General features: G+C 55.9%; 14 protein-coding genes. 13 read left to right on the top strand and 1 reads right to left on the bottom strand.

Annotated elements, in window-relative coordinates:
• Positions 1-20 precede the first annotated feature (20 nt).
• The 12 genes from FYJ35_RS07795 to FYJ35_RS07740 all read left to right on the top strand — a co-directional run bounded on the left by FYJ35_RS07795 (position 21) and on the right by FYJ35_RS07740 (position 10,433).
• A complete protein-coding gene (locus tag FYJ35_RS07795; protein WP_154525270.1) occupies positions 21-482 on the top strand; it encodes a hypothetical protein in 462 nt (153 codons plus the stop codon).
• Between the two features lie 4 nt (positions 483-486).
• The gene (locus FYJ35_RS07790) at positions 487-1,242 is read left to right on the top strand and encodes a F0F1 ATP synthase subunit A (protein ID WP_154525268.1); all 756 of its coding nucleotides are present in this window, start codon (positions 487-489) and stop codon (positions 1,240-1,242) included.
• Positions 1,243-1,301: 59 nt separating this feature from the next.
• Entirely contained in the window at positions 1,302-1,580 is a 279-nt protein-coding gene (atpE, locus tag FYJ35_RS07785) for an ATP synthase F0 subunit C (RefSeq protein ID WP_277067026.1), read from the top strand.
• 55 nt (positions 1,581-1,635) lie between these two features.
• Entirely contained in the window at positions 1,636-2,148 is a 513-nt protein-coding gene (gene atpF, locus FYJ35_RS07780; RefSeq protein WP_205839766.1) for a F0F1 ATP synthase subunit B, read from the top strand.
• A complete protein-coding gene (gene atpH / locus FYJ35_RS07775) occupies positions 2,145-2,687 on the top strand; it encodes an ATP synthase F1 subunit delta (protein WP_321049876.1) in 543 nt (180 codons plus the stop codon). Before atpF ends, atpH begins: the two co-directional genes overlap by 4 nt.
• 13 nt (positions 2,688-2,700) lie before the next feature.
• Positions 2,701-4,215, top strand: coding sequence for a F0F1 ATP synthase subunit alpha (gene atpA / locus FYJ35_RS07770; protein ID WP_154525262.1), 1,515 nt, complete (start codon positions 2,701-2,703; stop codon positions 4,213-4,215).
• A gap of 22 nt (positions 4,216-4,237) precedes the next feature.
• A complete protein-coding gene (atpG, locus tag FYJ35_RS07765; RefSeq protein ID WP_154525260.1) occupies positions 4,238-5,083 on the top strand; it encodes an ATP synthase F1 subunit gamma in 846 nt (281 codons plus the stop codon).
• A gap of 54 nt (positions 5,084-5,137) precedes the next feature.
• A complete protein-coding gene (gene atpD / locus FYJ35_RS07760) occupies positions 5,138-6,532 on the top strand; it encodes a F0F1 ATP synthase subunit beta (RefSeq protein ID WP_154525258.1) in 1,395 nt (464 codons plus the stop codon).
• A 14-nt stretch (positions 6,533-6,546) separates the two neighbouring features.
• Positions 6,547-6,957 (top strand): ATP synthase F1 subunit epsilon, encoded by a 411-nt coding sequence (gene atpC, locus FYJ35_RS07755; RefSeq protein ID WP_154525256.1) that lies wholly within the window; start codon positions 6,547-6,549, stop codon positions 6,955-6,957.
• A gap of 306 nt (positions 6,958-7,263) precedes the next feature.
• Complete coding sequence (gene dapA, locus FYJ35_RS07750) at positions 7,264-8,148, top strand: 4-hydroxy-tetrahydrodipicolinate synthase (protein ID WP_154525254.1); 885 nt, start codon at positions 7,264-7,266, stop codon at positions 8,146-8,148.
• Positions 8,149-8,247: 99 nt separating this feature from the next.
• The gene (dapB, locus tag FYJ35_RS07745; RefSeq protein ID WP_154525252.1) at positions 8,248-9,015 is read left to right on the top strand and encodes a 4-hydroxy-tetrahydrodipicolinate reductase; all 768 of its coding nucleotides are present in this window, start codon (positions 8,248-8,250) and stop codon (positions 9,013-9,015) included.
• Positions 9,016-9,095: 80 nt separating this feature from the next.
• On the top strand, positions 9,096-10,433 hold the full coding sequence (locus FYJ35_RS07740) for an aspartate kinase (RefSeq protein WP_154525250.1): 1,338 nt from the start codon (positions 9,096-9,098) through the stop codon (positions 10,431-10,433).
• Between the two features lie 85 nt (positions 10,434-10,518).
• Here the strand turns inward: FYJ35_RS07740 and FYJ35_RS07735 are convergent, their stop codons facing one another.
• Positions 10,519-11,556, bottom strand: a complete 1,038-nt coding sequence (locus FYJ35_RS07735; RefSeq protein WP_154525248.1) for a branched-chain amino acid aminotransferase — start codon at positions 11,554-11,556, stop codon at positions 10,519-10,521.
• A 415-nt stretch (positions 11,557-11,971) separates the two neighbouring features.
• Between FYJ35_RS07735 and FYJ35_RS07730 the strand changes: the two genes are divergently transcribed.
• Positions 11,972-13,576, top strand: coding sequence for a M28 family peptidase (locus tag FYJ35_RS07730; protein WP_154525246.1), 1,605 nt, complete (start codon positions 11,972-11,974; stop codon positions 13,574-13,576).
• Positions 13,577-13,589 lie beyond the last annotated feature (13 nt).

Raw genomic sequence — 13,589 nt, 5'->3', positions numbered from 1 at the left:
ATCAGAGGGGAGTGGAATCTGTGAGATTTGACAGTGATATCAAGGGGCTGTTGAAAGGTGTAGGGATCGGGTGTAGTATTCTGTGCGCAGTCGAGATGGCGGCTGGCATTGTGATATACGCAGCCGGTTTTTTTCATTTGAAGGCAGACCCCGTATCCATCATCGGTGTCATCCTTGGCTCCGTCCTCGGCACGGCAGTGGCCGTCGCGGTGTTCTGGTGGATGGCAGCTTCTCTGCAGAGGTCGCTTGATGAGGCGGCGTCCGGCGGGAAGGCGGTAAAGAAGGGTGTTCAGGCTGGTTACAACAAACGACTCCTTGCGCAGGCGGCATGGGTGGCAGTTGCCGTATTTGTTCCATATATCAATACGGTCTGCGGCCTTATTCCCCTGCTTTTTCCAAAACTGGCCATTTATGGACTTCAAATAACCGGAAAGCTGAATCTGACGCAGCCAAAGTCCGGCGGCAAAGGAGGTGAAACCTGATAATATGAATATCAATCTTCACGGTTCGTGGTATGTTACGATTCTGGAGAATACGCCGGTCGGTGACATCCACATCACGATGACCATGATTATGGGGTGGGTCGTCCTCATCGTCATGTCCCTTCTGTGCTGGATTCTCGGTCGGAACCTGAAAGTGACCGGAATATCCAAGAGACAGGCAGTCGCAGAGTGGATCGTGGAAGCGCTGAACGATTTTGTCAGCAGCAACCTGGGAAGCTCAGTCGAACACTATGCACCGTTCATCGGCGCCTTGTTCGGAACTGCCATCTTCAGCAATCTGATCAGCCTGGTGGGCGGGGTCTGGAGTCCGACGGCAGATCTTGCAACAGAGATCGGCTGGGGAGCAATCGCATTTGTGCTGATTACGAAGCACAAGATCAAGGCGAGCGGCCTGGGCGGATACCTGAAGAGTTACCTGTCCCCGATCTTCCTGATGGCGCCGATCAATGTCATCAGTGAGCTGGCAACCCCGGTCTCGATGGCCTGCCGTCATTTCGGCAACATCCTGTCGGGCATGGTCATCGGCACACTGATCTACAGCTCGCTGGGACTCGCGAGCAGAGCGGTCCTGGGACTGATCCCCGGTATCGGCGGCTGGCTTGGCCAGCACATCCCGATCTTTGAGATCGGTCTCCCGGCCATCACGTCCCTGTACTTTGACTGGTTCAGCGGACTCATCCAGCCCTTTATCTTCTGTATTCTGACCTGTATCTTCATTAAACAGGCGGATGAGGGCTGAGGTACAGTTTCAGGCGGTTTCAGACTGCCTCAATACAAACATTTCCCCAAGGAGGAAACATTATGGATTTCACAGTATTGGCAAAAGGTATTGCACTTGCAGGATGCGGAATCGGCGCAGGACTCGCGCTGATCGCAGGTATCGGTCCTGGTATCGGTGAAGGCAACGCGGCTGCGTCCGCTGTCGAGTCGATCGCACGCCAGCCGGAAGCGGCCAGCGATATCCGCTCCACCCTGATCCTCGGTGTCGCGCTCGCAGAGACAACCGGTATCTATGGCTTCGTCACCGGTCTGCTTCTGATCTTCGTTGCGCCGAGCCTGTTCCTCGGAAAACTTTGATGAGAGAAGCGCAGCATTTGTCTGACACTGAAAGCAATGGAAAGAGGTTATGGCCATGAAAACAGGTTATGAATTACTGGTTTCACTGGACTGGCAGACCATCATCATACAGCTGATCAACCTCGGCATTCAGATCCTGCTTTTCAAGAAGTTTCTCTACAAGCCTGTCATGAAGATCCTCCGCAAGCGCCAGGGGCTTGTGGACCAGCCGCTCAAGGAAGCGGAGGCCGCAAAGCAGGAGGCGCTGAGCATGAAGAAGGAGTACGAGGCCAATCTCTCGAAGGCCAATGAGGAAGCGGACAGGATCGTGAAGGAAGCTTCCGCGGCCGCATCCCAGAAGAGTGAGCGGATCGTCTCCGACGCGCAGGAGGAAGCCGCAGCGCTGAAGGCGCAGGCTCAGCTTGACATTGCCGCCCAGCAGAAGCGGGCGATCAATGACGCGAAGGATGAGATTGGCTCCATGGCGGTGGATATTGCGTCCAAAGTCATCGGACGTGAGATCAACGAGCAGGACCAGGCGGATCTTGTCGATGAGTTTATTCAGAATGTAGGAGACGAATCAGCATGATGACCGAGACTGCCAGAAGATATGGCGGGAGTCTCTATGAACTGGCCCTTGAAGAGGGGATGGTGGACGAGGTTCTCGCACAGCTTCGCGAAGTGCTGGATCTGATGAAGGAAAATCCGCAGTACGAGCGTCTTCTTGCAGAGCCCAGCATTACAAAGAAGGAACGGACACAGCTTATCGATGAGGCGTTCGGCTCTTCTCTCTGGCCGTATCTGCTGAATTTCCTGAAGCTTCTCTGTGAGGAGGGATACATCTCTGAGCTGAGGGGCTGCTATAAGGAATACCGCAGGCGGTATAACGGGGACCATGGCATATCGGAAGCGATCGTGACAAGCGCGCGGGAGCTGACGGAAGCGCAGAAGGCTGCCCTTCTCGACAAGCTTGAGAAGATGAGCGGGAAAAAGGTCGAGATGATATGTTTGGTCAATCCAGCGCTGATCGGCGGAGTCCGTCTGGACTTCGAAGGAAAGCGATATGATGGAACAGCCGCAGAGAGACTGAAGACGCTTCGCAGCATCATCAGAAACACTACCGTATAAAAGAGGAAATGAGATGGCATTAAAACCTGAAGAAATCAGTCAGATCATAAAAAGCCAGATCAAGCATTATTCCGCTGCCATCGAGCAGGCCGAGACCGGAACGGTCATCATGGTTGGTGATGACATCGCCCGTGTCAGCGGGATGGAGAAGTGCATGGCCGGGGAGCTCGTCGAGTTCTCGAACGGCACCTACGGCATGGCGCTGAATCTGGAAGAAAACAGCATCTCCGTTGTCCTCCTTGGATCTGATATTGGAATTAAGGAGGGAGACACGGTCAAGCGTACCGGCCGTGTCGTGTCAGTCCCGGTCGGGGAGGCGATGCTCGGACGTGTGGTCAATGCGCTCGGACAGCCGATCGACGGCAAGGGAGACATCAAGGCTGTGCGCTACGACCCGATTGAACACACGGCGCCCGGCATCATCGAGAGACAGCCGGTCAAGCAGCCGCTTCAGACCGGTATCAAGGCAATCGACTCCATGATTCCGATCGGGAGAGGGCAGCGTGAGCTGATCATCGGAGACAGACAGACCGGTAAGACCGTCATCGCGACAGACACGATCATCAACCAGAAGGGCAAGAACGTGATCTGCATCTACGTGGCGATCGGCCAGAAGAATTCAACCGTCGCGAACCTGGTCGCACAGCTCCAGGCAGCCGGTGCGATGGAGTACACGATTGTCGTCGCGGCAACCGCGTCGGAGGCGGCACCGCTTCAGTACATCGCCCCGTATGCAGGCTGTACGATCGGCGAGTATTTCATGAATCAGGGCAAGGATGCACTGATCGTCTATGACGATCTGTCCAAGCACGCGGTTGCTTACCGTGAGATGTCGCTTCTGATCCGCAGACCGCCGGGACGTGAGGCGTACCCGGGCGATGTCTTTTACCTGCACTCCCGTCTGCTCGAGAGAGCGGCGAAGCTCTCAGACGAGAAAGGCGGCGGCTCTCTGACCGCACTGCCGATCATCGAGACACAGGCAGGCGACGTGTCCGCGTACATTCCGACCAACGTCATATCCATCACGGATGGACAGATCTTCCTTGAGACAGAGCTCTTCCATGAAGGGATCCGTCCGGCTGTCAACCCGGGTATCTCGGTCAGCCGTGTCGGCGGCAACGCACAGATCAAGGCGATGAAGAAGGTCGCCGGGACTCTGAAACTGATCTATTCCCAGTACAGAGAGCTGGCTTCCTTTGCACAGTTTGGATCGGACCTTGATGAGGATACCAAAGCCAGACTGGACAAAGGAGCACGGATTGTCGAGGTTCTCAAGCAGAACAAAGGGACGCCGGTGCCGGTCGAGAAGCAGATTGCTATCCTGTACGCGGTCAGCAACGACTACCTGAAGGATGTTGCTGTTGACAAGGTTCAGGCTTATGAAGAAGGACTGTTCGTGTTCCTGGATTCCGATTCAGAGGCGAAGACGCTGATGGAGAAGATCGCGTCGACGGGCGCCTGGGATCAGACGGTCGAGGACAGCCTGAAGAATACGCTGACAAAATATGCAGGCCGCTTCAGAGGCTGACGGAAGGAAGGAGGTGTAAATCATGGCTTCGATGAAGGATATCAAGCTGCGCATCAAGAGTGTGCAGAGCACCATGCAGATAACCAGAGCCATGAAACTGGTTGCTTCCTCCAGACTCCGCCGGGCACAGCAGCGCGTGACAGAAAGCCGCCCGTATCACGAGACGCTCAGCGCCACGCTCAGCGACATTGCGAATTCCAACTCCGATTTTACCTCGATGTACATGCAGAAGCGGGAGATCAAAAAGAAGCTCTACATCGTCTTCGCGGGAGACCGGGGGCTTGCCGGCGGCTATAACAGCAACATGTTCCGGATGATTGAGGCCGAGACGAAAGGGGAAAGCTGCTGTTTTCTCCCGGTCGGCAAGAAGGCGCTCGAGTATTTCACAAAGCGCGGCAGGGAAGTGGTCACAGATGCATTTCCGTTGGTCGGGGAGATCTCCGTCAGCGACTGCTTTGAGATGGCCAGGATTGTCTGTAAGGGCTATGTGAATGGCGACTATGATGAAATTCACGTGGCTGGCACCGTCTTCAAGTCGGTGATGTCGCAGATTCCAGTGACGACTCAACTTCTGCCCTTTACGCCGAAGCCGGTGGAAGGACACCGTGAGGTGATCCTGTATGAGCCGGGCAGCGCAGAGACATTCAACGCAATCATTCCGGAGTACATCGCGGGCATGATCTACAGTGTCATGTGCGAGAGTTCCGCCTCTGAGCAGGGCGCGCGCCGCATGGCGATGGAAAATGCGACCAACAATGCGTCCGACATGCTCGATACGCTCAGTCTTCACTACAATCGTGCACGCCAGGCTGCAATCACGCAGGAGATCACGGAGATTGTGTCAGGAGCTGCCGGCTCGGAGGGCTGATCCGGAGACGGAAGCTTCAGTCACCGTTTATAGTTCAAAAAAGGAGAAAGCGCATTGGCTGCAGAAAATATCGGTACTGTGGTTCAGATCATGGGCCCTGTACTGGACATTAAATTTCAAGACGGACAGTTGCCTGATCTGATGAACGCCATTGAGATCGATAACAATGGCAAAAAACTCGTGGTGGAGGTTGCGCAGGATATCGGGGACGATGTCGCGCGCTGCATTGCTATGGGGTCAACAGACGGGCTGACAAGGGGAACGCCGGCGAAGGACACCGGCGCTCCGATCCGCATGCCGGTCGGCGAGGGGGATCTGGGAAGAGTCCTGAACCTGCTCGGCGAACCGATCGACAACAAGGAGCCGGTCAAGGCCGATGACTACTGGCCGATTCATCGTCCGGCGCCGTCCTATGAGGATCAGAAGACCTCCAGCGAGATTCTGGAGACCGGAATCAAGGTCGTTGACCTGATCTGCCCGTATCTGAAGGGCGGTAAGATCGGTCTGTTCGGCGGCGCAGGCGTCGGCAAGACCGTCCTGATCCAGGAGCTGATCCACAACATCGCGACTGAGCACGGCGGCTATTCCGTGTTCACGGGTGTCGGCGAGCGTACCCGTGAGGGAAACGACCTCTATGGAGAGATGAGCGCGTCAGGCGTTATCAACAAGACAGCTCTGATCTTCGGGCAGATGGACCAGCCGCCGGGAGCCCGTATGAGAGTTGGTCTTTCGGGACTGACGGTCGCGGAGTATTTCCGTGACGTGAAGAAGCAGGATGTCCTGCTCTTCATCGATAACATCTTCCGTTTCACGCAGGCAGGCTCCGAGGTGTCCGCTCTTCTGGGACGTATGCCTTCCGCCGTCGGGTACCAGCCGACGCTGGCAACCGAGATGGGCGAGCTTCAGGAGCGCATCACATCGACGAAGGATGGCTCCATCACATCGGTGCAGGCAGTCTATGTCCCTGCCGATGACCTGACCGACCCGGCACCGGCGACAACCTTCACGCATCTGGACGCAACGACCGTCCTCTCCCGTGAGATCGCTTCTCAGGGTATCTATCCGGCAGTGGATCCGCTGGATTCCACAAGCCGCATCCTGAGTCCTGAGATTGTCGGGAAGGATCATTATGAGGTTGCACGCGGGGTGCAGGAGGTTCTCCAGAGATACAGAGAGCTGCAGGATATCATCGCGATCATGGGTATGGACGAGCTGTCCGACGAGGATAAGCTGACGGTCAGCCGCGCCCGCAAGATCCAGCGTTTCCTGTCCCAGTCCTTCCATGTGGCAGAGCAGTTTACCGGTATCCCGGGCGCCTATGTACCGCTGAAGGAGACCATCAGAGGATTCAAGATGATTCTGGACGGCGAGTGCGATGAGCTTCCGGAGTCTGCGTTCCTGTTCTGCGGAACGATCGATGATGCGTTCGCCAAGGCAAAGAATCAGTAAGGAAGGAGGCGCTCATGGCAACTCCATTTCATCTGCAGATTGTCACGCCGGATGGCTCAGAGTTTGACGGACAGGCGGTCCGTATCATCGTCAGAACGATTGCCGGGGATGTCTGCGTCATGGCAAGACATACCAACTACTGCACAGCGCTCGGAATGGGCGAGGCGAAGGTCACCATGGAGGACGGCTCGGTCAGAACCGCCGCCTGCATGGGCGGTATGCTGAATGTCATGGACGGGAAGGTCCGCGTGATCGCAACCACCTGGGAGTGGAAGGATCAGATTGATTATGCCCGCGCCCAGAAGGCGAAGGAGGCGGCGGAAAAGCGTCTCGCAGAGAAGAATAAGCTCAGTGACAAGGAGATCGCGCTGGCGGAGGCCAAGCTCAAGAGAGCGCTGGTCCGCTCAAACGTTGCAAGCCGCTGACGACGTTTTCTGCGGAAGGCGTTCAGCAATCAAGTGAGAAGGAATATCTCAGAAATAGAGGGGACAGCCCGGACTGGAGCTAACCAGGAAAGGCTGGCCCCTCTCTTCCATTTCATGCTTTATGCGCTTCATGCGGTGTTTCGGTTAAATCGATGATTGTTCCGCACTGCCCCAGGTATGAAACAGTACAACTACGAAAATTTTCGTTCTGTTGACAGTGCAGGGGCGGAATGTTAATATTTTGTAAATGGCCTGTGAGCAGCGCGGTGGCGTCTGCTCTTCTTTCTTGTTGGAAGGAGGTTTACAATGGCGATATTCAAGGGCGCCGGAGTGGCAATCGTCACACCGATGAATGACGATGAGACTGTCAACTATGACAAGCTGAATGAGCTGCTTGATGAACAGATTGCCGGCGGAACCGATGCGATCGTGATCTGCGGAACGACCGGGGAGTCTGCCTGCCTGACGGTGGAAGAGCACCTGGCAACGATTAAAGAATGTGTGGAATATGTCGGGCACAGGGTGCCGGTCATTGCGGGCACAGGGTCCAACTGCACCCGCGATGCCATCGCGATGTCAAAGAAGGCGGAAGAGTACGGGGTTGACGGGCTTCTCTGCGTGACGCCCTACTATAATAAGGCGACTCAGAAGGGACTGATCGGATACTACACGGCCATCTCGGAGGCTGTGCACACGCCGATCATCATGTACAACGTGCCGAGCCGGACAGGCTGCAACATTCAGCCGGAGACGGCGGCCTACCTTGCAAAGAACACAAAGAACGTCCGCGCTTTGAAGGCTGCATCTGGGAATCTGAGCCAGATCGCGAAGACAAAGTCGCTGGCAGGAGATGATCTGGATATCTATTCCGGGAATGATGACCAGATCGTTCCGATTCTGTCGCTGGGAGGACTGGGTGTCATCTCCGTTCTGTCGAATGTTGCTCCGGCGAAGGCACACGCAATCTGCCAGAGCTGGTTTGACGGAGACGTGAAAAAGGCGGCGAAGCTTCAGCTCGAGGCAGTGGATCTGATTGATTCGCTGTTCTGCGAGGTGAATCCGATTCCGGTCAAGACGGCGCTGAATCTGATGGGCAAAAAGGTCGGACCGCTCCGTTCTCCGATGTGTGAGATGGAAGAGAAGAATGTGGAGCGCCTGAAGAAGTCCATGCAGGCGTACGGGATTCTGTAAGAAGCGGGGCAGACGATACGGCATACCGGCTGAAATGACTGAAAGCCGTGCAGGCGTATGGCATTCAGCAGATAGAGAAAGACGAGTGGTGGAAGAGAAATGGTGAGGGTGATACTGAGCGGCGCGGATGGCCGCATGGGACATGTGATTGCAGACCTTGCAGCGGCGGATGCGGATGTGGAGATTGCAGCCGGTGTTGATATTGCCGGAAAGGGCAGTGGCAGCTTCCCGGTTTATAAAAGCTTCACGGAGCTTGAGGATAACCTTCAGGAGCATGCCGACGCAATCATCGATTTCAGTTCACCGAAGGCATTTGACGGGATGATGGACTATGCGGTGAAGACAAAGACGCCGGCTGTGGTGTGCACGACAGGGCTTTCCGATGAACAGATCGAAAGACTGAAGGAGGACAGCAAAAAGACGGCCGTTCTTCGCTCCGCCAACATGTCTGTCGGCATCAATCTTCTTCTGAAGATTGTGAAGGAAGCCGCAAAGACGCTGGCACCGGCTGGCTTCGATATCGAGATTGTTGAGGCTCACCACAATCAGAAGAAGGACGCACCGTCCGGGACCGCGCTGGCGCTGGCGGACAGCATCAACGACGGACTGGATGATGTCTACACATACACCTATGACCGGTCGGAGCGTCGCGAGAAGAGAGATCCGAAGGAGATCGGCATCTCCTCCGTCCGGGGCGGAACCATTCCTGGAATCCACAAGGTGATCTTCGCCGGACAGGACGAGGTGATCGAATTCAACCACACAGCTTACTCGAGGAGCATATTCGGGAAGGGCGCTCTGGCGGCGGCGAAGTACCTGGCAGGAAAGCCGGCCGGCTTCTACAGCATGGCGGATGTAATAGGGTAAGGCTGCCGGCCGCCGGCTGCAGACACGATCAGATTAAAATACACGCTTACAGGGGCAGTAGAAAACAGGGGACAAAGTTTATGCTGAAGGTTGCAAAGTTCGGCGGAAGTTCGCTCGCAAGTTCCGGGCAGATGGCGAAGGTCGGGGAGATCGTGAAGGCTGACAGGTTCAGGAGGTACATCATTCCTTCTGCACCGGGCAGACGTTTCTCGGATGATACGAAGGTCACAGATCTGCTCTACAAGTGCTATGATGCAGCGGCTGCCGGAGAGGATATCGACGGAAGACTGGATGAGATCAGGGGCAGATACCAGGAGATTGCTGACGGTCTGCGCGTCAAGAAGGTGGATCTCGACGCGGAATTTGCGCTGATCGGAGATTATTTCAAACGGCAGGCAGGACGCGACTATGCGGCTTCCCGCGGGGAGTATCTGAACGGCAAGCTGCTTGCCGCCTATCTCGGCTTCCGTTTTATCGATGCAGCCGAAGTGATCCTGTTCGACGCACATGGGAACTTTGACGAGGAACGGACGAATGAGGTCTGCAGAGAACGCCTGAAGAACGTCGAGTATGCTGTCATTCCGGGCTTCTACGGCGCGATGCCGGATGGCAGCATCAAGACCTTCTCGAGAGGCGGCTCCGATATCACGGGTTCCATTGTCTCCCGTGCGGTTCATGCGAATGTCTATGAGAACTGGACGGATGTCTCAGGCTGCCTGGTCGCGGATCCGCACATCGTGGAGAATCCGGAGACCATCCAGACGATCACCTACAGGGAGCTGAGAGAGCTTTCCTACATGGGCGCCTCCGTGCTGCATGAGGATGCGATCTTCCCGGTGCGGGCAGAGGGAATTCCGATCAACATCCGGAATACAAATCGGCCGAAGGACGAGGGCACGCTGATTGTCGAGTCGACGGTCAAGAGCCCGGCGCATGTCATCACAGGCGTTGCCGGCAGGAAAGGCTTTTGCAGCGTCAACATTGACAAGGCGATGATGAACGCCGAGATCGGTTTCGGGCGCAAGGTCCTGCAGGTCTTTGAGGAAAATGGAATTTCATTTGAACACACGCCTTCGGGGATCGACACCTTCTCCGTCATCGTTCATCAGAGTGAGTTTGCGGACAAGGAGCAGGACGTGCTGGCAGGACTTCACCGCGCGGTGAACCCGGATCGGATTTATCTGGAGTCGGATCTGGCTCTTGTGGCGATCGTCGGGCGTGGAATGGTCAATTCAACCGGAACCGCCGGGCGGCTGTTCAATGCACTTGCAGGCGCCGGTGTAAACATTAAGATGATCGATCAGGGGTCAAGTGAGCTCAATATCATCGTCGGCGTCCGGGATGAGGACTTTGAGACGACGATCCAGGCAATCTATGAGGAGTTTGTCGGAAAAGAGAAAAAGCAGACTTCCAGATAAAACATACATGAGACGCTAAACATACAGCCCCGGGGACCATCTGGTCCTCGGGGCTGTTTTACACCTTACAAAGTCAGATCGGATTTCAGCCGTCAATGACCTGAATCCAGCCATCCGGAGCCTCGAGGCGTCCCATCTGGATACCGGTCAGTGTATCATACAGCTTCTTCAGAACAGGGCCCATCTCCTCCATGCCGGACGGGAATGCATACTCGGTGCCGTGGTCGTAGATCTTTCCGACCGGAGAAATGACGGCAGCGGTACCGCAGAGTCCGCATTCTGCGAAGGAACCCTTCTTCACTTCGTCAAACAGCACCTCGCGCTCCTCGACTTTCATGCCGAGAATGTTCTGAGCGATGTAGACGATGCTTCTTCTGGTGATGGAAGGAAGGATGCTTGGGGACTTCGGGACCACCAGCGTCTTGTCAGGCGTGACAAACAGGACATTGGCACCGCCGGTCTCCTCGATCTTCGTGCGGGTCGCCGGGTCAAGATAGAGATTCTCGTTGAACCCGTTTCTGTGGGCATCCATGATGGCATGAAGGCTCATCGCATAGTTCAGACCTGCCTTGACATGGCCGGTTCCATGAGGCGCCGCACGGTCAAAGTCGGAGATCCGGATGACAATCGGCTTCGCGCCGCCCTTGAAGTACGGACCGACCGGCGTGGTGAAGATGCGGAACTGGTACTCGTCCGCCGGCTTGACACCGATGACCGGGTTGGATCCGAACATATAGGGACGGATATAGAGTGTTGCGCCGCTGCCATATGGCGGAACCCAGGCTTCATCTGCGCGAACCGTATCGACGACCGCCTTCACCCATCTTTCAACCGGGAAGACCGGCATCTCGAGACGCTCGCAGGAGCTCTTCATACGGAGAGCATTCTGATCAGGACGGAAGCAGACAATCTTTCCATCCTCCGTCGTGTATGCCTTCAATCCTTCAAAGCAGGACTGTGAATACTGAAGGACGCCGGCGCATTCACTCATGACGACATTGGCATCATCCGTGAGAACACCCTCGTCCCACGCGCCGTTCTTATAATTGGAAACGAATCTCTTGTCGGTTTTGATGTAACCGAAGCCTAGAGAACCCCAGTCGATGTCTTTTTTTGCAACCATTTGAAAACCCCTCACTTTCCTGAATCAGAACCTTCTGACACGGCATTCCATGCACACGTTTTTATAGCCTGCGCGCCTGCATCAGCGGTGCAGGCAGCAGCGGCCGGCAATTGGACGGAGGCCTGCATGCTTTGTGTGCCTGTATCAGGGAAGAGTGTACCACCAGCTATTTCAGGAGTCAAACAATCATACCTCAAATTTTGAGATAACATCTATTATTTACGAAAATTGTTGATATTTCCGAATAAAATGCGGCGACATGCACAGCTTCCTGCAGAAGTTGCCGCATGGAAAATTGCTGATCGGCAGGCCGGTGAGCCAGATGTCCCAATTTGATTTTCGGAGAGTGAATCAATATAATAATTATGACTGACAATTTTGATAAACAGCGAAAAAATGCAGAAAGTGTATCAAAATGAATCCATATAGAAACAGAAAAAACCGGAAAGTGCACCGCGTGGCGGCTGCGGCGCTGGCAGTCGTGCTTACCGGAACAGGAGGGGCATCGCTCCTGCCGGGAGTCTGTCTCTGGGCTGGCGAGATCTCATCTTCCCAGGTGAACCAGGAGCTGGTGGATTCATCTGATGAGCAGATTGGACAGGACGGCGGAGCTTCCCCGGGAAGTGCCCTGATTGAGGATTCGGGTCATGCTGTCCAGAATGATTCCGGCGTTTCAATGGATGAGCTTCAGAAGGCGATGGACAGCGGGGATCAGGATGCGCTGCGCAGAATTGCGGAGGGCGAAACCGGAAGCGGCACGGGCGGGGAGAGCACCCAGCCCGAGACAGCTGCGCTGGAGCCTGAGATTCCGGGGATGGCGGATCCGGAGAGCGTCCGTCAGCTGCTGCAGGCGCTGTCTGCCTATGACAGCATGACCGGGTCGGACGATGAGCTCCGCGCGGCAGACTACATCGCAGGGAAGATGAAGGAATATGGCTATACGGTTGAGACACAGCCCTTCCATGAGGGCTTTGTCGATGAGACCGGAAATGACGAGCAGGGGCTTAACATCATCGCAGAGCGCGGAGCGGACTCGGAGACAAACCGGACAGACGGCATCTTTCTGGTTGTCACGCATTATGACACCAAGCGGAAGAAAGAAAAGGGGGATCCGTTTACAGCGGACCGGACCGGTGCCTGTGCGCTTCTGGAGACAGCCCGTGTCCTTCAGAATATAAAGACGGACACAGACATCTGCTTTGTCTTTCTGTCCGGCGAGGAGGACGGACTGTACGGATCGAAGCATTTTGTGAATACGCTATCGGATGAGATGAAGGCGAGGATCAGGGGCGTGCTCGATGTGGAGCGGGTCGGCTATGTGCCGGAGACCTTCTGTGTCCTGGCAAATTCGGACGGGCAGGATAATGATGTCACGGTGAGGGTTCGGCAGGCCGCATTCAGCATCAGGGAAGAAGCAACTGCTACAGTCCCGGACGGCATTCAGGCTGAAAATGGGACAGCGGCAGCAGACGGAGGCGTCAGGGCAGAAAGCGCTGCGGAAGACGGAAGTCAGGCGGGGAAAACGGCCGCAGAGGGGACGCAGGCCGGCAGTGCTGCAGACCGGATCGTTGCGGACAGTGAGGCCGAGACTGAGAGCGGGGAGTCGGCAGCGCCCGCCCCGTGGGACTGCATCAAAGACCAGAAGCTGTCCGAGCATTCATTTGCGGAGGCAGGCTTTCCTGCGGCAGCGCTGACGCAGTACATCCCCGGATGGACCGGCGTTGGGCAGACGACCGGGAAAACAGAGACGGAAGGTCAGCCGGGCGTGGATAGAACGCAGCAGGGCGAGACAGGTCAGTCGGGCGTGGACAGAGCGCAGCAGGGCGAGACAGGCCAGCCGGGCGTGGATAGGACATCGGAGGCGGCCGGGGACGCAAGCCTGGCCGGGGGCGAACGGCCGCAGGCCATAGCTGAGACAGAAGCGGACGGGCAGCCGGGAATGACGGCAGATCCGAAGCAGATCGCGCATATCTCGAACATCGTCGCAAGGATGCTCTCAGGTGTCATGAACAACTCATGAAAAACTGAAAAAG

Source organism: Porcincola intestinalis, from assembly GCF_009696445.1.
GTDB classification, from domain to species: domain Bacteria; phylum Bacillota; class Clostridia; order Lachnospirales; family Lachnospiraceae; genus Porcincola; species Porcincola intestinalis.
The sequence above is the reverse complement of the archived record's forward strand: the minus strand, read 5'-3'. Positions and strand labels throughout refer to the sequence as shown.

What these genes read in the sequence shown, in the direction of transcription:
- FYJ35_RS07790 (WP_154525268.1), top strand. Translation starts at nt 487, where the DNA reads ATGAATATCAATCTTCACGGTTCGTGGTATGTTACGATTCTGGAGAAT.
- atpF (WP_205839766.1), top strand. Translation starts at nt 1,636, where the DNA reads ATGAAAACAGGTTATGAATTACTGGTTTCACTGGACTGGCAGACCATC.
- atpH (WP_321049876.1), top strand. Translation starts at nt 2,145, where the DNA reads ATGATGACCGAGACTGCCAGAAGATATGGCGGGAGTCTCTATGAACTG.
- atpA (WP_154525262.1), top strand. Translation starts at nt 2,701, where the DNA reads ATGGCATTAAAACCTGAAGAAATCAGTCAGATCATAAAAAGCCAGATC.
- atpG (WP_154525260.1), top strand. Translation starts at nt 4,238, where the DNA reads ATGGCTTCGATGAAGGATATCAAGCTGCGCATCAAGAGTGTGCAGAGC.
- atpC (WP_154525256.1), top strand. Translation starts at nt 6,547, where the DNA reads ATGGCAACTCCATTTCATCTGCAGATTGTCACGCCGGATGGCTCAGAG.
- dapA (WP_154525254.1), top strand. Translation starts at nt 7,264, where the DNA reads ATGGCGATATTCAAGGGCGCCGGAGTGGCAATCGTCACACCGATGAAT.
- dapB (WP_154525252.1), top strand. Translation starts at nt 8,248, where the DNA reads ATGGTGAGGGTGATACTGAGCGGCGCGGATGGCCGCATGGGACATGTG.
- FYJ35_RS07740 (WP_154525250.1), top strand. Translation starts at nt 9,096, where the DNA reads ATGCTGAAGGTTGCAAAGTTCGGCGGAAGTTCGCTCGCAAGTTCCGGG.
- FYJ35_RS07735 (WP_154525248.1), bottom strand. Translation starts at nt 11,556, where the DNA reads ATGGTTGCAAAAAAAGACATCGACTGGGGTTCTCTAGGCTTCGGTTAC.
- FYJ35_RS07730 (WP_154525246.1), top strand. Translation starts at nt 11,972, where the DNA reads ATGAATCCATATAGAAACAGAAAAAACCGGAAAGTGCACCGCGTGGCG.